The sequence below is a fragment of the Roseococcus sp. SDR genome (genome assembly GCF_019083995.1).
In the GTDB taxonomy this organism is placed as follows: Bacteria; Pseudomonadota; Alphaproteobacteria; order Acetobacterales; family Acetobacteraceae; genus Roseococcus.
On sequence record NZ_JAHRCU010000014.1, the window covers coordinates 40,092 to 58,009 of the forward strand.

Annotated in this window: 18 protein-coding genes; 13 read left to right on the forward strand and 5 right to left on the reverse strand. The window is 69.8% G+C overall.

Annotation, left to right across the window (positions count from 1 at the left end; translation table 11 throughout):
- Positions 1 to 5: 5 nt before the first annotated feature.
- Positions 6 to 500, reverse strand: a complete 495-nt coding sequence (locus tag KTR66_RS16000; RefSeq protein ID WP_213614189.1) for a MarR family winged helix-turn-helix transcriptional regulator — start codon at positions 498 to 500, stop codon at positions 6 to 8.
- Positions 501 to 652: 152 nt separating this feature from the next.
- Between KTR66_RS16000 and KTR66_RS16005 the strand changes: the two genes are divergently transcribed.
- From KTR66_RS16005 to KTR66_RS16025, 5 genes are all read left to right on the forward strand, one after another.
- Positions 653 to 1,789 (forward strand): TRAP transporter substrate-binding protein, encoded by a 1,137-nt coding sequence (locus tag KTR66_RS16005; RefSeq protein WP_213614191.1) that lies wholly within the window; start codon positions 653 to 655, stop codon positions 1,787 to 1,789.
- A gap of 72 nt (positions 1,790 to 1,861) precedes the next feature.
- Positions 1,862 to 2,581 (forward strand): TRAP transporter small permease subunit, encoded by a 720-nt coding sequence (locus tag KTR66_RS16010; RefSeq protein ID WP_249732184.1) that lies wholly within the window; start codon positions 1,862 to 1,864, stop codon positions 2,579 to 2,581.
- A 5-nt stretch (positions 2,582 to 2,586) separates the two neighbouring features.
- Positions 2,587 to 3,999: a TRAP transporter large permease subunit gene (locus KTR66_RS16015; RefSeq protein ID WP_249732185.1), complete on the forward strand. Its 1,413-nt coding sequence runs from the start codon at positions 2,587 to 2,589 to the stop codon at positions 3,997 to 3,999.
- A complete protein-coding gene (locus KTR66_RS16020; RefSeq protein WP_213614192.1) occupies positions 3,996 to 4,691 on the forward strand; it encodes a hypothetical protein in 696 nt (231 codons plus the stop codon). Before KTR66_RS16015 ends, KTR66_RS16020 begins: the two co-directional genes overlap by 4 nt.
- A gap of 65 nt (positions 4,692 to 4,756) precedes the next feature.
- Entirely contained in the window at positions 4,757 to 5,587 is an 831-nt protein-coding gene (locus tag KTR66_RS16025; protein WP_371819145.1) for an EAL domain-containing protein, read from the forward strand.
- 30 nt (positions 5,588 to 5,617) lie between these two features.
- Here the strand turns inward: KTR66_RS16025 and KTR66_RS16030 are convergent, their stop codons facing one another.
- Both KTR66_RS16030 and KTR66_RS16035 read right to left on the reverse strand, forming a co-directional pair.
- On the reverse strand, positions 5,618 to 6,574 hold the full coding sequence (locus KTR66_RS16030; RefSeq protein WP_213614193.1) for a hydroxymethylglutaryl-CoA lyase: 957 nt from the start codon (positions 6,572 to 6,574) through the stop codon (positions 5,618 to 5,620).
- Positions 6,575 to 6,577: 3 nt separating this feature from the next.
- Positions 6,578 to 7,045 carry a DUF3237 domain-containing protein gene (locus KTR66_RS16035; protein WP_213614194.1) on the reverse strand — a complete coding sequence of 156 codons (468 nt, stop codon included), beginning with the start codon at positions 7,043 to 7,045 and terminating at the stop codon, positions 6,578 to 6,580.
- 126 nt (positions 7,046 to 7,171) lie between these two features.
- Between KTR66_RS16035 and KTR66_RS16040 the strand changes: the two genes are divergently transcribed.
- From KTR66_RS16040 to KTR66_RS16055, 4 genes are all read left to right on the forward strand, one after another.
- Positions 7,172 to 7,780 carry a TetR family transcriptional regulator gene (locus tag KTR66_RS16040; RefSeq protein ID WP_213614195.1) on the forward strand — a complete coding sequence of 203 codons (609 nt, stop codon included), beginning with the start codon at positions 7,172 to 7,174 and terminating at the stop codon, positions 7,778 to 7,780.
- Positions 7,781 to 7,844: 64 nt separating this feature from the next.
- On the forward strand, positions 7,845 to 8,921 hold the full coding sequence (locus KTR66_RS16045; protein WP_213614197.1) for an efflux RND transporter periplasmic adaptor subunit: 1,077 nt from the start codon (positions 7,845 to 7,847) through the stop codon (positions 8,919 to 8,921).
- Positions 8,921 to 12,004: an efflux RND transporter permease subunit gene (locus KTR66_RS16050; protein ID WP_249732186.1), complete on the forward strand. Its 3,084-nt coding sequence runs from the start codon at positions 8,921 to 8,923 to the stop codon at positions 12,002 to 12,004. The genes KTR66_RS16045 and KTR66_RS16050 overlap by 1 nt, the downstream gene beginning before the upstream one ends.
- A gap of 92 nt (positions 12,005 to 12,096) precedes the next feature.
- A complete protein-coding gene (locus KTR66_RS16055) occupies positions 12,097 to 12,951 on the forward strand; it encodes a TauD/TfdA family dioxygenase (RefSeq protein WP_249732187.1) in 855 nt (284 codons plus the stop codon).
- A gap of 99 nt (positions 12,952 to 13,050) precedes the next feature.
- On the opposite strand, the gene KTR66_RS16060 is transcribed toward KTR66_RS16055, so the two are convergent.
- Complete coding sequence (locus KTR66_RS16060; RefSeq protein WP_213614373.1) at positions 13,051 to 13,863, reverse strand: RMD1 family protein; 813 nt, start codon at positions 13,861 to 13,863, stop codon at positions 13,051 to 13,053.
- Positions 13,827 to 14,243 carry a rhodanese-like domain-containing protein gene (locus KTR66_RS16065; RefSeq protein ID WP_213614199.1) on the reverse strand — a complete coding sequence of 139 codons (417 nt, stop codon included), beginning with the start codon at positions 14,241 to 14,243 and terminating at the stop codon, positions 13,827 to 13,829. The genes KTR66_RS16060 and KTR66_RS16065 overlap by 37 nt, the downstream gene beginning before the upstream one ends.
- 119 nt (positions 14,244 to 14,362) lie before the next feature.
- Between KTR66_RS16065 and KTR66_RS16070 the strand changes: the two genes are divergently transcribed.
- The 4 genes from KTR66_RS16070 to KTR66_RS16085 all read left to right on the forward strand — a co-directional run bounded on the left by KTR66_RS16070 (position 14,363) and on the right by KTR66_RS16085 (position 17,902).
- Positions 14,363 to 15,385, forward strand: a complete 1,023-nt coding sequence (locus KTR66_RS16070) for an ABC transporter substrate-binding protein (protein ID WP_213614201.1) — start codon at positions 14,363 to 14,365, stop codon at positions 15,383 to 15,385.
- Between the two features lie 142 nt (positions 15,386 to 15,527).
- Positions 15,528 to 16,328, forward strand: a complete 801-nt coding sequence (locus KTR66_RS16075; protein ID WP_213614203.1) for an ABC transporter ATP-binding protein — start codon at positions 15,528 to 15,530, stop codon at positions 16,326 to 16,328.
- Positions 16,328 to 17,161 carry an ABC transporter permease gene (locus KTR66_RS16080; protein ID WP_213614205.1) on the forward strand — a complete coding sequence of 278 codons (834 nt, stop codon included), beginning with the start codon at positions 16,328 to 16,330 and terminating at the stop codon, positions 17,159 to 17,161. The genes KTR66_RS16075 and KTR66_RS16080 overlap by 1 nt, the downstream gene beginning before the upstream one ends.
- A 30-nt stretch (positions 17,162 to 17,191) precedes the next feature.
- Positions 17,192 to 17,902, forward strand: a complete 711-nt coding sequence (locus tag KTR66_RS16085) for an Asp/Glu/hydantoin racemase (protein ID WP_213614207.1) — start codon at positions 17,192 to 17,194, stop codon at positions 17,900 to 17,902.
- The last annotated feature ends 16 nt before the right edge of the window (positions 17,903 to 17,918 follow it).

The window sequence follows — 17,918 nt, forward strand, 5'->3', positions numbered from 1 at the left end:
AAGCTTCAGCCGGGGGAGAGGCGCCGCAGCAGGGTGATGAGCAGGGTGCGCTCGCCCTCGGAGAGGCCGGCCATGAGCGCGTCATTGGCGCGCACACCCGCCTGGCGGCCTTCGCGCACCACCGTCTCGCCCTCGGGGGTGATGGTCAGAACGCGGAGGCGCCGGTCCATCGGGTCGCTCGCCGTGCGCATGAAGCCGCGGGCGATCAGGCGGCGGACCACGCCCTGGATGGTGGCGGAATCCATGCCAGCGAGGCGCCCGAGATGGTTCTGCGTGGCACGGCCCATCTGCGAGAGGCGCACCAGCGTCGCGAATTGGGGGCCGGTCAGGCCGAGGCCCTGCGCACGTTCCTGGAACATGGCCTGGTAGCGCTGATGCGCGAGGCGCAGCAGATGCCCGGCCGAGGCGTCGAGGGAATATTCGGGCGCCGGGCGAACATCCGGGCGCGCACGTTGCGGCCGGCGCTCGGCAAGGCTCACGGGTTCAAGGATTTCGCTCATCGGACCCCGGCGTTTGGTCGTTCTGGTTGCGATGTCCTTGGGCAAGAGTCAAGGAGCAAGGGCGAACAACTCCGCCATTGCACAACCCTTTCCCATTGTTTAAGGCGGCGGCACGGGACCGCAGAAGCGGTGCCACGCATGGGAGCGAAATGATGACCGAATCCGAAAATGCCGGCCGTCGCGGCCTGTTGAAGGCCTCCGCCGTCGCCGCCGTGGGCGCCGCCGTGCTGGCCACGCCGCAGGTCAGCCGCGCGCAGACCGTCACGCTGCGCTTCCAGTCCACCTGGCCGCAGCGCGACATCTTCCACGAGTTCGCCGGCGACTATGTCAGCCGCGTCAACGCCATGGGCGGCGGGCGCCTGCGCCTCGAGCTGCTGGCCGCGGGTGCCGTGGTCGGCGCCTTCCAGCTGCTGGATGCCGTGCATGCCGGCACCTTGGATGGCGGCCATGGCGTCTCGGCCTATTGGTTCGGCCGCAACCGCGCCTTCTCGCTCTTCGGCACCACGCCGCCCTGGTTCGGCGATGCCAACCAGCTGCTGGGCTGGTTCTATTATGGCGGCGGCGAGGCCCTGTACCGCGAGCTGATGCACGACACGCTGCGCATGAACGCGGTCGGCTTCATGTCCGGCCCGATGCCGACGCAGCCGCTGGGCTGGTTCCGCAACCCGATCGAGCGCGCCGAGCAGATCCGCGGCCTGCGCTACCGCACCGTGGGCCTCGCCACCGACCTCTTCCAGGAGATGGGCGCGGCCGTGGTGGCGCTGCCGGGCGGCGAGATCGTCCCCGCGCTGGAGCGCGGCGTGATCGACGCGGCGGAGTTCAACAACCCCTCCTCCGACCGCGTCCTCGGCTTCCCGGATGTGGCGAAGAACTACTACATCCAGTCCTACCACCAGGCGGTGGAGTGCTTCGAGATCCTGTTCAACCGCCAGCGCTTCGAGGCGCTCCCGGCCGAGAACCAGGCCCTGCTGCGCCACTGCGCCGAAGCCGCCTCGGCCGACATGTCCTGGAAGCTGCAGGACCGCTACTCGCGTGACCTGCTGGCCATGTCGCAGACCCAGGGCGTCAATGTCCGCCCGACCCCGCGCCCCATCCTGGACGCCCAGCTCCAGGCCTGGAACCGCGTGATCGAGCGCCAGGAGGCCGACAACAGCAACCCGGCCGCCGGCCCCTTCTTCAAGAAGGTCTGCGACAGCCAGCGTGACTGGTGCCGCCGCGTCGGCAACTTCATGCTGCGCTACCAGGTGAGCCCGGTGGTCTCCTACAACCACTTCTTCGCCCGCGGCTGAGCGGACGGAGCGCCACGTCCCGGCCCGGTGAGCAACCCTCACCGGGCCGGTTTCGTATCAGGGACACTGAACATGACCGACAGTTTAGTGACAGGGGGCCTCGCCGGCCTCGTCGTCGTCGCCCTCATCATCGGCATCGCGTTTTCCACCAATGAATTGGTGAGCCGCGCGCTGCTGGCAGTGGACCGGTTCTCGACCCTGATCGGCCAGACCTTCTCCTGGACCATCATCCTGCTGACGCTGGCCATCACCTATGAGGTGATCGCGCGGCGCTTCTTCTCGGCGCCCACGAACTGGGGCTACGACGTGCAGTACATGCTCTACGGCACGCTGTTCATGTTCGCGGGCGCCTATGCGCTCAGCCGCGGCGGGCATGTGCGCGGCGACTTCCTGTACCGGATGATGCCCGCGCGGCGGCAGGCGATGCTCGACCTGCTGCTCTACATCCTGTTCTTCTTCCCCGCGATCTTCGCCTTCATGGTGGCGGGCTGGCACTTCTTCGAGCTGAGCTGGCTGCAGAACGAGCGCAGCATGTTCTCGCCCTCCGGCCCCATCATCTGGCCCTTCAAGGGCATCATCCCCGTCGTCGGCTTCATCATGCTGCTGCAGGGCCTGGTGGAAGTCGTGCGCTGCGTGCGCTGCATCCGCTCGGGCGAATGGCCGCAGCGCCTCTCCGACGTGGAGGAGCTGGACCAGATCATCCTCGCCAAGGCGGCCGAGAAGTCGCCCGAGGAACTCGCCCGCGAACTCGCGGAAAACGCCGACGCGGCGCTGGCCGCCAAGGGACGGTAAGCACCATGATCTCCGATGCCGGCCTGGGCCTCACGCAGCTCCTGCTCTTCCTCTTCTTCATCCTGCTGGGCTTTCCCATCGCCTTCACGCTGATGGCGATGGGCCTGTTCTTCGGCTATCTCGGCATGGGCGAGCGCGTCTTCGACCTGCTGATCCAGCGCACCTATGCCGTGATGAGCAGCGACGTGCTGATCTCCGTCCCGCTCTTCGTGCTGATGGGCTACATCATCGAGCGCGCGAACATCCTGGACCGGCTGTTCCGTGCGCTGCAGATGGCCTCGGGCAACATCCCCGGCTCGCTCGCGGTCGCGACACTCGCCACCTGCGCGCTGTTCGCGACCGCCACCGGCATCGTGGGCGCGGTGGTGACGCTGATGGGCCTGCTGGCCTTTCCGGCCATGCTGCGCGCGGGCTATGACGTGAAGCTCGCCGCCGGTGTCGTCTGCGCGGGCGGCTGCCTCGGCATCCTCATCCCGCCCTCCATCATGCTGATCCTCTATGGCGCCACGGCCGGTGTCTCGGTCGTGCAGCTCTACGCCGCGGCCTTCATTCCCGGCATCACGCTGGCCGGCCTCTATGTCGCCTATGCGATCGGCATCGCCATCGTGAAGCCCGAGGTCGCGCCGCGCCTCCCGCCGGATGCCGTGCAGGTGCCCTTCGGCAAGCTGGTCTGGGCGCTGCTGACCAGCTTCTTCCCGCTGGCGCTGCTCATCGCCATGGTGCTGGGCGCGATCCTGATGGGCCTGGCCACGCCGTCGGAAGCGGCGGCCATGGGCTCGCTCGGCTCCATCATCCTCGCCGTCGCCTATCGCTCCTTCAACTTCCAGAAGCTGAAGGAAAGCGTGTTCCTGACGGCGCGCACGAGTGCGATGGTCTGCTGGCTCTTCGTCGGCTCCTACATCTTCTCCTCGGTCTTCGGCTATCTCGGCGGCCAGGGTGTGGTGGAGGAGTTCGTGAAGAGCCTGCCGCTCAACACCTTCACCTTCATGCTGCTGGCGCAAGCCATCATCTTCATCCTCGGCTGGCCGCTGGAATGGACCGAGATCATCGTGATCTTCGTGCCGATCTTCCTGCCGCTCTTGGATGATTTCGGCGTGGACCCGCTCTTCTTCGGCATCCTGATCGCGCTGAACCTGCAGACGAGCTTCCTCTCGCCGCCGGTCGCCATGGCCGCCTTCTACCTGAAGGGTGTCGCGCCGAAGCACGTGAAGATCGAGGACATCTTCAAGGGCTGCATGCCCTTCATCTACATCGTCGTCTTCACGATGCTGATGGTCTACGTCTTCCCGGGCTTGGTCACCTGGCTGCCGGAGCAGCTCTATGGCGGTGACGCCGGCCCGCCTGCCGTCTCCATGGAATCGCCGCCCGAGGGCGGCTTCCAGGAGGAGGAGATGCCCGAGCTCCCGCCGCTGCGATGAGTGCCAAGGAAGCGGCGCAGTTCCTGGCCGAGGCCTGGGAGACGGGGCATTCGCTCGCCCCCTTCCCCGATGACCTGCTGCCCGCCGATGTGCCGGCGGGCGAGGCGATCGCCGCCGAGCTGGTGGAGGCGCTGGGCCTGCCGGTCTGCGGCGTGCGGCTTGCTCCCGGCCCGGATGGGCTGACCATGCTCTCCGCGCCGCTGCTGGCGCCGCGCATGCTGCGTGTGGGCACGCCGGTGGCACTCTCCGCCCTGCGCAGCCCGCGCATCTCGGTGGGCGTGATGGGCGTGCTGGGCGAGGCCTTCGAGGGCGGCGAGCCGGTCTTCTCCGCCTTCCATCCGGTGCTCGACATCGCGGCCACGCGCTACACCTCGGGTGCGGCGGATGCGGCGCATCAGGTGGCCGACATGGGCGGCCTCGGCTTCGTGCTGGTGGGCAAGCGCTGGATCGGCGCCCTGCCGGAGGATGGCGAGGCGCGGATCGGCCTGACCGGCGCGCGGCCCCGCCCGCTGCGCGCGCCGCTCGCCAACCTCATGCGCCAGGCAGGCGAGGAAGCGCTGCGCTGGGGCGGGCTGCCGGAAGGGGCCGCGCTGGTCGTGGCCGGGCTCGCCACCGGGTCGCCGCCCGTCGCGGGGCAGAAATGGGCGGGCGCTGTCTCGCCCGTCGGCCGCATTTCCGCGGTGCTCGGATGAATGGCGGAAGGGTTGCGTTAGTATTTCAGGCGTAACTTTCGCGCTCCGCAAGGCCGGAGAACGACGTGACGATCCAGACGAGCTGCCGGGGATGCCGTGACGGTGCGGGCTTCGGCCAGGTCATCACCATGGCCTTCCAGCCCATCCTGAACATCCGCACCGGACAGGTCTTCGCGCAGGAGGCCCTGGTGCGCGGGGCGGATGGGGCGGGCGCGGCGGAGGTCCTCTCCCATGTGACGGACCAGAACCGCTACGCCTTCGACCAGCTCTGCCGCACCACGGCGATCGAGCTCGCGGCCGGGCTCGGCCTGGCGGAGAGCGGGGCCGCGCTCTCCGTGAACTTCCTGCCCAATGCGGTCTATGAGCCCAAGGCCTGCATCCGCCTGACGCTGGCCACCGCGCTGCGGCACGGCCTGCCGCTCCATCAGATCATCTTCGAATTCACCGAATCCGAGAGCCTGGACACGGCGCATCTGCTGAACATCCTGCGCGCCTATAAGGCGATGGGGTTCAGGACGGCGATTGATGATTTCGGCGCCGGCTATGCCGGGCTCAGCCTGCTGTCCAAGTTCCAGCCGGACATCGTGAAGATCGACATGGAGCTGGTGCGCGGCCTCGACACCGACCGCGCCAAGCGGATCATCCTGCGCGGCACGCTGCGCATCCTGGCCGAGCTGGGCATCGCGACCGTCTGCGAAGGCGTGGAGACGCCGGCCGAATACGGGGTGCTGCGCGACATGGGAGTGGAGCTGATGCAGGGCTACCTGATCGGCCGGCCGGCGCTGCAGGCGCTGAACCACCCGCCCGTTCCACCGCCCACCCTTCCCTGGCCCGCGCGTGGCGGTGGGCGGAGCCAGCCCGCGCCACGCATGGCGCATGGCGCCCCGGATCGCTGAGGCCCCAGGGAAGCTCCCTCGGATGCCCCCTTAGGCCGCGCGCCGGAACGCTGCCAGGCCGCCGCTGCGCAGCAGGTTCGAGGGGAGCTGGTGGCCGACGATGCGCTCGGCCAGCTTCGCGGCCTCGATCAGGGCGTCGAGGTCGATGCCCGTGGAAACGCCCATTTCCTCGCAGAGGAAGACCAGCTCCTCGGTCGCGATATTGCCGGGGGCACCCGGATGGCCCGCGAAGGGGCAGCCGCCCAGCCCCGCCACGGCCGCGTCGAAGGCCGAGACACCGAGGCGCAGGCCGGCCGCCGCACAGGCGATGCCAAGGCCGCGCGTGTCATGCAGGTGCAGCGAGACCTTGGGGCCGGGGAATTTTTCCCGCACGGCGCCGACCAGGCGCTCGACCAGCACAGGATTGGCCCAGCCCATGCTGTCCGCCAGGGAGATCTTCTGCACCTCGCAGCCGGTCTCCTCGGCGATGCGCATGGCATCGGTCAGCGCGGCCATGGCCTGGGCGGTGGAGACGGCGCCCGAGAAATTGCAGCCGAAGGCGGCCTGGAGCGAGACGCGGGTGATGGGCACGCCGGCCGCCTGGTGCGTCGCCACATGCTGGCGCTGGGCGACGAGCTGCTCGGCATGGCTGCGGTTGAGGTTCTTCCGCGTGAAGGCCTCCGAGCCGGTGACGGTGATCGAGCCCTCGATGGTCAGCCGGTCGGCGAAACCCTGGACGCGCTCCAGCCCCTTCGCGTTGAACCAGAGTGCGATGTACTCGACGCCCGCGCGCGGCGTGAAGCCGGCCACGACCTGCTCCGCATCCGCCCAGCCCGGGACGATCTTGGGGCTGACAAAGCTCGCGACCTGCACCCGCGCGACGCCGGTGGCCGAGAGCGCGTCGATCAGCGCGATCTTGTCGGCCGTGGGAATGGGGCCGGGTTCGATCTGGAAGCCTTCGCGCGGGCCTTCCTCGGTGATCTCGACGCGCGCGGGCAGGTCGCTCATCGCTCAGCGCACCGCATAGACGTCATAGCGCGGGCCCGAGGGCGGGCGCTGGCCGGTGCCGACGGCGAGCGTGCGGTTCATCCAGGCGAGGTCGGCGGCACCCGTCTGGAAGCGCATGGTGGTGCGGAAATAATACTCGGAAGGGTCCACCGTCTCGCCGGCGGCGAGGCGGGCCAGCACCTCGGGCTTGCCGGTGCGGATGCCGGAATACTGGACATAGACGAGGCTGCCGGAGGCGGCCTTGATGGTGAGGCGGACGTCGATATGGGCGGTTCCGTCAGCCTCGACGCGCAGCCAATCGGCCGCGGTGCCGCCCAGGATCTCGCCCTGCAGCGCGGGGCCGGAGACGGTGCCGCCGGTGACGGCGACGACGCGGAGGTCATGCCCGTCCGCGCCCTTGCCCACCATCTGGGGGGCGCCCACGGTGAGGTCCATCGAGAAGAGATATTCGGTGACGAGCGGCAGCGGCATGGGGCGTCCTCCTTCGGGTTTCGGGCAGCATGCCCGGACGGGACCGTTCCGCAAGAGGCTTGCGGCGCGCGGAATGATGGCCCAATTTCACCTGAGGATTTTTCTCATTTCTCTCAGAGACCGATCATGAACGCCATGGACCCGCACAGCGCGACGCGCGCGCGCATCGCCGATGCGGCGGAGGCGCTGTTCCGCCAGATCGGCTACCAGAAGACCTCGGTGGCGGACATCGCCAAGGCCTGCGCCATGTCACCGGCCAATGTGTATCGCTTCTTCCCCTCGAAGAGCGCGATCAACGAGGCGATCACGCAGCGGCTGCTGGACACGATCGGGGGCGAGCTGGAGGCGATCGCGGCCGGCGGCGGCAGCGCGGGGGAGCGGTTGCGCGCCACCGCCCGGCACCTCTATCGGCGCGACGTGGAGCTGTTCTTCGCCGAGAAGCGCATGCACGACATGGTGGGTGCCGCCATGACCGAGCATTGGGGCGTGATCGAGGGCTTCATCGCGCGGATCCTGGCCCTCTGGGAGGGGTTGCTGCGCGAGGGGATGGCGGCGGGCGAGTTCCGCGACCTTGACCCGGCGGTGACGGCGCTGGCGTTCAAGCACTGCCTGCTGCTCTGGACCCATCCCATCCTGCTGGCCGATTGCCTGGGCCGGGGCGACACGCCGGATGAGCTGGCGGGCCACCAGGAGGCGGCGCTGGATCTGCTGCTGGCGGGGATCGCGAGCAATTGATCGCTGACGATTATTGATTTTCGTCAGTGAATAGTCATTATGGCTCCGATCACGGAGCCATGCCATGCGTCCCTCGCCCCTTCTCCTGCTGCTGCTGACCGCCTGCCTGCCCGAGGCGAAGACCGCCGCCCCCGCCCCCGAAGAGCCGCCCCGCCCCGTCCAGGTCGCGGAAATCCGCCATCTCCCGGCCGATGCGGGGCCGAGCTTCACCGGCGTGGTGCGCGCCCGGCGCGAGGCGGATGTGGCGCTGCGGGCCGGCGGGCGGATCGCCGAGCGGCTCGTGGACCTGGGCGCCGAGGTCAGCGCGGGCCAGGTGCTGTTCCGGCTCGACCCGCGGGACCTGGAGCTGGCCTTGCGCGCGGCCGAGGCCGACGTGCTCTCGGCCGAGGCGACGGCGGCGCAGGCGGTGAATGACGCGGCGCGCTCCCGCGCGCTGGTCGCCGCCGGGCATGTCGCCGCCGCCTTCCACGAACAGCGCGAGGCGACGGCGCGGGCCGCGACGCAGCGCCTCGCCGCCGCGCGCGCCCAGCGCGACCTCGCCCGCAACCGGCTCGATTATGCCGAACTCCGCGCCCCGGCCGCGGGCCGCGTGACGGCCATCCTGGCCGAGGCCGGGCAGGTGGTGGCGGAGGGCGCCCCCGTGCTGCGCCTGGCCGACCCCTCGGAGCGGGAGGTGCTGGTGCAGCTGCCCGAGACCGCCATCGGCGCGATGGTGGCGACCGCGCGCTTCTGGGCGCGGCCCGAGGTGGCGCTGCCCGTGCGCCTGCGCGAGGTGGCGGCGCAGGCGGACCCCAATATGCGCACCTATGCCGCGCGCTTCGCCTTGCCCGACGCGCCGGACTGGGCGCGGCTCGGCATGACGGCGACCATCCAGATCGCGGCCGAGCAGGCGGCGCCCAGCGCGCGCATCCCGCTCTCCGCTTTGCATGATCGCGGCCAGGGGCCGATGGTCTGGCGCCTCGCCGGCGGGGGCTCGATCGAGGCGGCGCCAGTGACGGTGCTCGGCCTTTCCGAGAGCATGGCGACCATCCGCACGCAGCTGCCCGAGGGCACGCGCATCGTCGCCATGGGCGCGCAGCTGCTGGCGCCGGACAGCCGCGTGCGGCCGGTGGAGCAGCGCCTGGCGGGGGCGATGCGGTGATGGGCCGGTTCAATCCCTCGGAGGGGGCGATCCGCCAGGGGCAGCTCACCCTCTTCGCCATGATCCTGCTGCTGCTGGCCGGGGCCTGGGCGTGGAACAAGCTGGGCCGCGCCGAGGACCCGGCGTTCACGGTGAAGGTGATGATCGTCTCCGCCGCCTGGCCGGGTGCGACCGCCGAGGAGATGCAGAACCAGGTGGCGGACCGGATCGAGGCGAAGCTCTCCGAGCTGCCCTGGCTCGATGTGCTGCAGACCTTCTCCCGCCCTGGCGTGTCCACCATCACGGTGACGCTGCGCGACGACACGCCGCCCGCCGCCGTGCCCGGCCTCTGGTACCAGGTGCGCAAGCGCGTGGGCGACATGCGGCAGAACCTGCCCGCGGGCGTGCAGGGGCCTTTCTTCGACGACGAGTATTCCGACGTGTTCTCCGCCGTGCTCGCGCTGCGCGGTGCGGACAATGCCGAGCTGGTGCGCCAGGCCGAGCGCCTGCGCGACAGGCTGCGCCGCCTGCCCGGCATCGAGAAGGTGACGCTCTTCGGCGAGCAGCCGCAGCGCATCCAGGTCGAGATCAGCCACGCCCGGCTGGCGACCTTGGGCATCACGCCGCAATCCGTGCTGGACGCACTCGCCCGGCACAATCCGGTCACACCCGCGGGCACGGTGGAGACCGGCAGCACGCGGGTGAACCTGCGCCTGCCCGAGGGGCTGGACGGCGTGGACAGCATCGCGGCGCTGCCGCTTTCGGCCGAGGGGCGCACCATCCGGCTGGGCGATGTGGCGCGCATCACGCGCGGCCTGGCGGACCCGCCGGAGCGCGCCATCCGGCATCTGGGCGAGCCGGCGGTGCTGATCGGCCTCACCAAGCAGCCGGGGCAGGATGTGCTGCGCCTGGGCGCCACGCTGAATGCGGAGCTGGCCCGCATCCGCACGGAATTGCCGCTCGGCCTGCATCTCGATGCGGTGACCGACCAGCCGCAGATCGTGCGCGAGAGCGTGGATGAGTTCCTGGTGAAGCTGGCGGCGGCCCTCGGCGTGGTGCTGCTCGTCTCCTTCCTCTCGCTGGGGTTTCGCGCGGGCATCATCGTGGCGCTGGCCGTGCCGCTCACGCTCAGCTTCGTGTTTCTCTTCATGGTCTGGCGCGGGACAGAGCTGGAGCGCATCTCGCTCGGCGCGCTGATCCTCGCCTTGGGCCTGCTGGTGGATGACGCGATTGTGGCGATCGAGGCCATGGCGGTGAAGCTGGAGCAGGGCTGGGAGCGCACACGGGCCGCGGGCTTCGCCTGGACCAGCACGGCGGGGCCGATGCTGACCGGCACGCTCGTCACCGTGGCGGGCTTCATCCCGGTGGGGTTCGCGGCTTCCACTTCGGGCGAATATGCGGGCGGCATCTTCTGGGTGGTGGGCGCCGCGCTGGTGGCGAGCTGGCTGGTCGCCGTCACCTTCACGCCCTGGCTCGGGGCCAAGTTGCTGAAGCCCGCGAAGCACAGCCACGGGCATGATGCACATGACACGCGGATGTATCGCGCGCTGCGCCGCGCCGTCGAATGGTGCGTGGATCATCGCGTGACACTGCTGGTGGTGATGCTGGTGGTCATGGCCGGCGGCATGCTGGGCATGGCGAAGACGAAGAAGCAGTTCTTCCCGGCCTCGCAACGCCTCGAATTGCTGGTGGACATCAACCTCCGCCAGGGGGCGAGCTATGCCGCGACGGAGGAGGTGGCGAGGCGCATCGAGGCGGTGCTGCAGGGTGATTTCGACGTCTCGCATTTCACCACCTATCTGGGCGCCGGCGCACCGCGCTTCTTCCTGGCGCTGAACCCCGACCTGCCGAACGAGGCCTTCGCGAAGATCGTGATCGAAAGCCGCGACGTTCCGGCGCGCGAGGCGCTGCGCGAGCGGCTGATCGCGATGGAGGAGGCGGGCGCCTTCCCCGAGGCGCGGGTGCGCGTCTCACGCCTCGACTTCGGCCCGCCCGTGCCCTTTCCCGTGCAGTTCCGCCTCGTCGGACCCGATCCGATGGAGCTGCGGCGGCTCGCCGACCAGGCGGTGCCGCTGCTGCGGAGTGTCAACGGCACGCGCAATGTGCAGACCGACTGGAGCGAGCTGGCCCCGGCCCTGCGCCTGGAACTCGACCGCGAGCGGATCGCGCAGATCGGGCTGTCGCCGCAGGCCGTCGCGACCTCCATGGGCACGCTGCTCTCGGGTGTCACCGCGACCACCATCCGCGAGGGCACGCGCGGCGTGGAGGTGCGGCTGCGCGCCGTGCCGGAGGAACGCGCCGCACTCGACCGGCTGGGCGATCTCTCGCTCGCCACGCCGGGCGGGCCGGTGCCGCTGAGCCAGGTGGCGCGCCTCGTGCCGGTGATGGAGGAGCCCATCCTCTGGCGCCGCAACCGCGAGCCCTTCATCACGCTGCGCTCCGACATCCGGCCGGGGCTGCAGGCGCCGGATGTGACGGCGGCGGCGATGCCGGTGCTGGCGCCCTTCATCGCCAGCCTGCCGCCCGGCTACCGGCTGGAGGTGGGCGGGGCGACGGAGCAGTCGGGCAAGGCCAATGCCAGCCTGTTTGCGCTGTTTCCGGTCATGGTCGCGGTGATGATGGCGCTGCTGATGCTGCAATTGCGGCATCTGGGGCGGATGGGGCTGGTGATGGCGACCGCCCCGCTCGGCATCCCTGGCGCGGCGGCGGCGCTGCTGCTGATGGATGCGCCCTTCGGCTTCGTGGCGCTGCTGGGCGTGATCGCGCTGGCGGGCATGATCATGCGCAACACGCTGATCCTGGTGGACCAGGTGCAGCAGGATCTGGAAGCGGGGATCGAGCTGCGGGAGGCGATCATCGGCAGCACGGTGCGCCGCGCGCGGCCGGTGATCCTGACCGCGCTGGCCGCCATCCTCGCCTTCATCCCGCTCACGCAATCGGTCTTCTGGGGGCCGATGGCGATCGCGATGATCGGCGGGCTGAGTGTGGCCACCCTTGCCACGCTGCTGCTGGTGCCGGCGCTGCATGCCCTCGCCCTGCCCTGGCGGAAGCGGCCGGCCGCGACACCCGCGCCGCTGAAGCCCGAGCCGGTGCCCGCGGAATGAGCGCGGCGGGCGTCCTTGCGCCGGGCGGCTGGTGGCCCATACTGCCGGCCATCGCCCGTCATCCGGCCCGCCTTCACGCTCCGGAGTTGAACATGATCCCGTCCATCGCCATCCGCCCGCTGGAGGCCAGCTTCGGCGCGGAGCTCTCTGGCCTTCGCATCGCGGGCGACGTGGCGGAGGCCGATTTCCAGGCCTTCCTCGACGCCTTCCACCGCCACCACGTCCTGCTGATCCGCGACGTGCCGAACGACCCGGCCGCGCAGGTGGAATTCAGCCGGCGGATGGGGAAGCTGGAGCACCACGCCGCCGCCTCCGCCGTGCATCCGCAATTCCCGGAGGTGTTCTGCGTCGGGAACTACGCCGCCGATGGCATCACCGCCAATTTCGCGCGCGGCGTGGAGCAGTGGCACGCCGACAGCAGCTTCCGCGAGGTGCCCAGCGCCGCCTCGCTCTTCTACGGCGCCATCTGCCCGCCCGAGGGGGGCGAGACCTGGTTCCTCGACGCGGTCGCCGCCTATGAGACCCTGCCGGAGACGATGAAGGCGCGGATCGAGGGGCTGCGCGGCGTGCATTGCCTCTACACGCTGAGTGAGTGGAACCGCCGCCACACGCCGGGCCGTCCGCCGATGGACGAGGCGAAGCGCCGCGCCTTCCCGCCGGTGGCGCATCCGCTGGTGCGCACCCATCCGGTGAGCGGTGTGCAATCGCTCTTTCTCTGCCCAGCCGTGATCAGCCACATCGAGGGGATGGGCGTGGAAGAAAGTGCCGCGCTGATCGAGGAATTGATGGATCACGCGACGCAGGAGCGCTTCGTCTATCGCCACCGCTGGCGTGAGGGCGATCTCGTGATCTGGGACAATCGCTGCACGCTGCACACGGCGAGCCTCTTTGACCACGAGAAATATCTGCGGCTGATGTTCCGCACGACGGTGGCGGGCACCGCCTAGAGCAGATCGCGTTCAGATGGAAACATCTGAACGCGTGAAGATGCTCTGAAAACAACAGCCTAGAGCCTGCGAAGTGAGCGCAAGCGAACGCAGCATGCTCTAGCGCACGACCAGCTCGTAGAGCCCGGCCACCACCTGGATGAAGATGAAGGCCGCGACGGCGATCTCCAGCAGCAGGGAGCGCTGGCCCTGGATGAGCGAGAGCAGCGTCTGCATGATCTCGCCCACCATCACCAGCTTGCGCTCCAGCGCCTCGCAGCGCTCGGGCAGCTCGAACTCGTCGCTCAGGCGCTGGTGCAGGCGCTCCAGCTCCGGATGCTCCCAGAGGAGATCGGGCTTGTCGGCGGCCTGGATGCGGGCATTGGCGCGGCCGCGCGCCGAGAGTGCCGCGCCGATCGCGCGCATCAGCCCGCGCGAGAGGAAACCCAGCCGCCCCACCTCGCGCAGGCGGGTCACCACCGGCTCCATCCCGTCCAGCGTGCGGGCCAGGGCCATTTCCTGATGGCTGAGGGCGGCGCTCTTCGCCAGCGCATCGGCCAGCAAACCAAGGCGCGGCAGGCCGAGATCCATGAGGCGGATCTCGCCCGTCTCGCTCACCTCATCCCGCTCGGCGCCGCCTGAGACCTGCGCCGTCTCGCTCACCGGCAGGGCCAGCGGATTGATGACGCGGCCGTCGAGCCGGGCGAGCAGCGCCGCCTGCTCGGCCTCCGTCGCGTCGAAGGTGACCAGCGCGCCCCAGCGGAAGGCGAAGGCCGGATGGGCGGCGCCGGTGAGGATGACCGGGTCCGCCCCGCCGCCCGCGCCACGGGAAAGGCCGCGCAGCTCCAGCCGCTCGCCCAGCAGCAGGGCGGTGGCGGTGAGGGGCGGCGTGGGGCTCAGCGCTGCCGCCAGGGCAGCTTGTCGGCCTTCCAGCCGGCGACGGTGCCGCGATGCCCCTCATGGTCGACCGGGCCCTCGAAGCCATCGGCCACGTTATAGGCATGCGGAAAGCCGGCCTGCTGGGCGGCCTGGCCGGCGGCGAGGCTGCGCGCGCCGGAGCGGCAGATGTAGAAGACGTGGCTTTCCGCCGTGACGCCGGCCTTGCGCAGATGCTCCACGAAATGGCCGTTCACCTGCATCCCCGGGAAGACCTGCCAGGGGATGAGCACCACCTGCTTGCCGAGGGGCGAGAGGTCCGGCACGCCCACGAAATTCCACTCGGCATCGGTGCGGACATCCACCAGCACGGCGTTGGGGTCGTTTTCCAGCGCGGCCCAGGTGTCGGTGGGCGAGATGTCGGGCACTCCGGTCATGCGATTCTCCTCAGGCTTGGCATGAGAATGGGGAGTCGGGCGTGCGGCAGCAATGAGGGGTGTGCAGGCTCTGGCATGCCCTGCTAGAGGGGCAGCCTGGACTTCCAGGGGAAAACGCCATGACGCCGCGCCGCCATCTGCTCCTCGCCACGGGCCTCGCCGCCCCCTTGGCCGCCCCCGGGGTGCTGCGCGCCCAGCCGGCCCCCCGCCTGCGCCTCACGCTGGACTGGGCCTTCCAATCGCCCAATGCCTTCGCCCTGGTGGCGCGCGAGCGTGGCTATTTCCGCGAGGCCGGCATCGATGTGCAGATCGATCGCGGGCAGGGCTCGGGCGGCGTGCCGCCCGCACTGGCCGCCGGCAGCCACGATATGGGCTATGCCGACATCAACCCCGCCATCCGCTTCCTGGCGCAGAACCCCGAGAGCGGGCTGATCTGCGTGGCCGTGCTGCATGACCGCGCGCCGCTCTGCGTCATCACCCGCGCCGATGGGCCGATCCGCACGCCGAAGGATCTGGAGGGGCGGCGGCTGGCCGCGCCCGATTTCGACGCGGGCCGCCAGCTCTTTCCGGCCTTCGCCCAGGCCGCCGGGGTGGATGCGAGCCGCGTCACCTTCCTCTCGGTGGCGCCGGCGCTGCGCGAGCCCATGCTGGTCCGGCGCGAGGCGGATGGGGTGACGGGCTTCGTCACCACCTCGGCGCTGGCGCTGAAGGGCATCGGCCTGCCCATCCCGCAGCAGCGGATCATGATGTATTACGACCACGGGCTGAACCTCTATGGCGGCGCGCTGCTGACGACCCGCGCCTATGCCGAGCGCAACCCGGCCGTGGTGCGCGGCGCCGTCGCCGCGCTCATCCGCGGCTTCCGCGACACGCTGAGCAACCCCGCGGGCATGATCCAGGTGCTGCGCCAGGTGGAGCCGCTGACCGATGCGGCCCTCGAGATGGAGCGGCACCAGTTGAACGTCGAGCGCGTGATCATGACCGACAATGTCCGCGCCAATGGGCTCTCGGCGGTGGACATGTCCCGCATGCAGACGGGCATCACGGCGGTCGAGGGCGCCTTCAACCTGACGCCGCGCGTGGAGGCGGCGCAGTTCTACCTGCCGGACTTCCTGCCGCCGGCGGAACAACGCCGCATCTGAATGCTTCCCGGGCGGTGGCAGCACGCCGCCGCCCGATTCCGAGGCATGCCGGGTGCGGCGGACGCATCGCCGCACATGCATGCGGTGGGAAGCGCCGCCCCGTGCTGCTAGCTGAAGATGCCAGGACAGCCCGGAGGCCCGCATGACCCGCCCCTTCGTCGAGATCGATCGCGTCGCCATGCGCTATGGCGGGGTCGAGGGCACGCTCGCCCTGCAGGATTGCAGCCTGAACGTGGAGAAGGGGGAGTTCATCGCCGTCGTCGGCCCCTCGGGCTGCGGGAAATCCACGCTGATGCGCCTCGTCTCCGGCCTCTGGCCCGCCACGGATGGCAATGTGGTGGTGGCCGGCGAGGAGGTGGACCGGCCGCTCAGCCTCGTCGGCATGGCCTTCCAGAACCCGACGCTGCTGCCCTGGCGGACCATCCTCGACAACGTGATGCTGCCGCTGGAGGTGGTGCCGGAGCACCGCAAGCGCCTGCGGGCCGAGCGCCCCAAATACGAGCAGAAGGCGCTGGACCTGCTGAAGCTGGTGGGCCTGGAAGGCTTCGGCGCGAAATACCCGTATCAGCTCTCGGGCGGCATGCAGCAGCGCACCAGCCTCTGCCGCGCGCTGATCCATGAACCGCCCCTGCTGATGCTGGACGAGCCCTTCTCGGCGCTCGACGTCTTCACGCGCGAGGATCTGTGGGAGGTGCTGCAGCAGGTCTGGATGGCGCGCAAACCCACCGTGGTGCTGGTGACGCATGATCTGCGCGAGGCCTGCTACCTGGCCGACCGCGTGCTGGTGATGTCGGCCCGTCCCGGTCGGATCATCGCCGAACGCACCGTGCCCTTCGCCCGGCCGCGCAGCCAGGAGACCATGGTGGAACCGGAATTCACGAAGCTGGTGGCCGAATTGCGCGGCTTCATCGCGCTGGCCCGCAAGGGCGAGGAGGTCACCTGATGGCGAGCAAGGCGCAATCCCGCATCGAGGCGCTGGCCGCCTCGGCCCGCCGTCGCCGGCGCCTGCAGGCCTGGCTGCCCTGGCTGGTGATCGCGGGCACCTTCATCCTCTGGGAGCTGGCGACGGACCTGTTTGGCATCTCCACCTTCATCCTGCCGGCGCCGAGCGACGTCTTCGCCGCCGCCGTGAAATGGTGGAAGCCCTTGCTGGATGACAGCCTGCACACGCTGATCTCGACGCTGGCGGGCTTCGGCCTCGCGGTGGTGGCGGGGCTGCTGCTGGGGGTGGCGATCGGTTCCTCCACGCTGGTCTACAAGGGGCTCTACCCCCTGCTCATCGCCTTCAACTCCATCCCCAAGGTGGCGGTGGTGCCGGTGCTCATCATCTGGTTCGGCATCGGCGTCTGGCCCGCGATCATCACGGCCTTCCTGATCAGCTTCTTCCCCATCGTCGTGAATGTCGCGACGGGCATCGCGACGGTGGAGCCGGAATTGCGGGACGTGCTGCGCGCCTTGGGGGCCAAGCCGTCGGACATCATCCGCAAGGTCGGCCTGCCGCGGGCCATGCCCTATTTCTTCGCCTCGCTGAAGATCGCGATCACGGTGGCCTTCGTGGGCTCGATCATCGCGGAAAGTGTCGCGCCCAATGCAGGCATCGGGCGGCTGATGATGGTGGCCTCCTCGCGCTTCGACGTGCCCCTGGTGTTCGCGGGCCTGATCGTGACGGGGATGATGGGCATCATGCTCTACTGGATCGCGGAATTCATCGAGCGGCGGACGACCGGCTGGGCGACGCGCGGGCAGGACGCGCAGAACTTCACGCCCGGTGGTTGAGAGCGGGCGGGTGACAGGTTAACGGGGCGCATGCGCCTCGGCTTCCTCACCCCCTCCTCCAACACCGTGCTCGAGCCGGCCATGGCCTGGCTGCTGCGGGACAGCCCGGGGATCACCGCGCATTTCGCACGCTTCCGGGTGCTGGCCATCAATCTCGGCCAGGCGGCGAACCAGCAATTCGACCCGGCGCCGGTGCTGGCGGCGGCGGAGATGCTGGCGGATGCGAAGGTGGATTCCATCTGCTGGGCCGGCACCTCGGGCTCCTGGCTCGGCTTCGCGCAGGATGAGGCGCTCTGTGCCGCCATCACGGCGCGCACCGGCATTCCCGCGACGACGGCGACGCTGGCGCTCAGGGATGCGCTGCGTCTGGCGGGGATGACGAAGCTGGCGCTGGTGACACCCTATCTGGCCGATGTGCAGGCGGCGATCCTGGCCAATCTGGCGCGCGAGGGCTTCACCGTGACGGCGGAGCGGCACCTGGAAGATCCGGGCAATTACAGCTTCGCCCTGCACGACGCGGAGAAGGTCGGCGCGCTGATGGAAGCCGCCGTGGCCGAGGCGCCGACCCAGGCGGTGGCCATCCATTGCACGAATTTCCGTGGCCTGCCGGCGGCGCGGGAGATCGAGCAACGCCATGGCGTGATGGTTGTGGATTCGATCGCAGCCTCGCTCTGGGGCGGCATCCGCGCGGCGGGCGGAGCGCAACCGAGCCGCGAGGATCGGCTGTTTCGACTCGCATAACGTGAATAATCTCTTT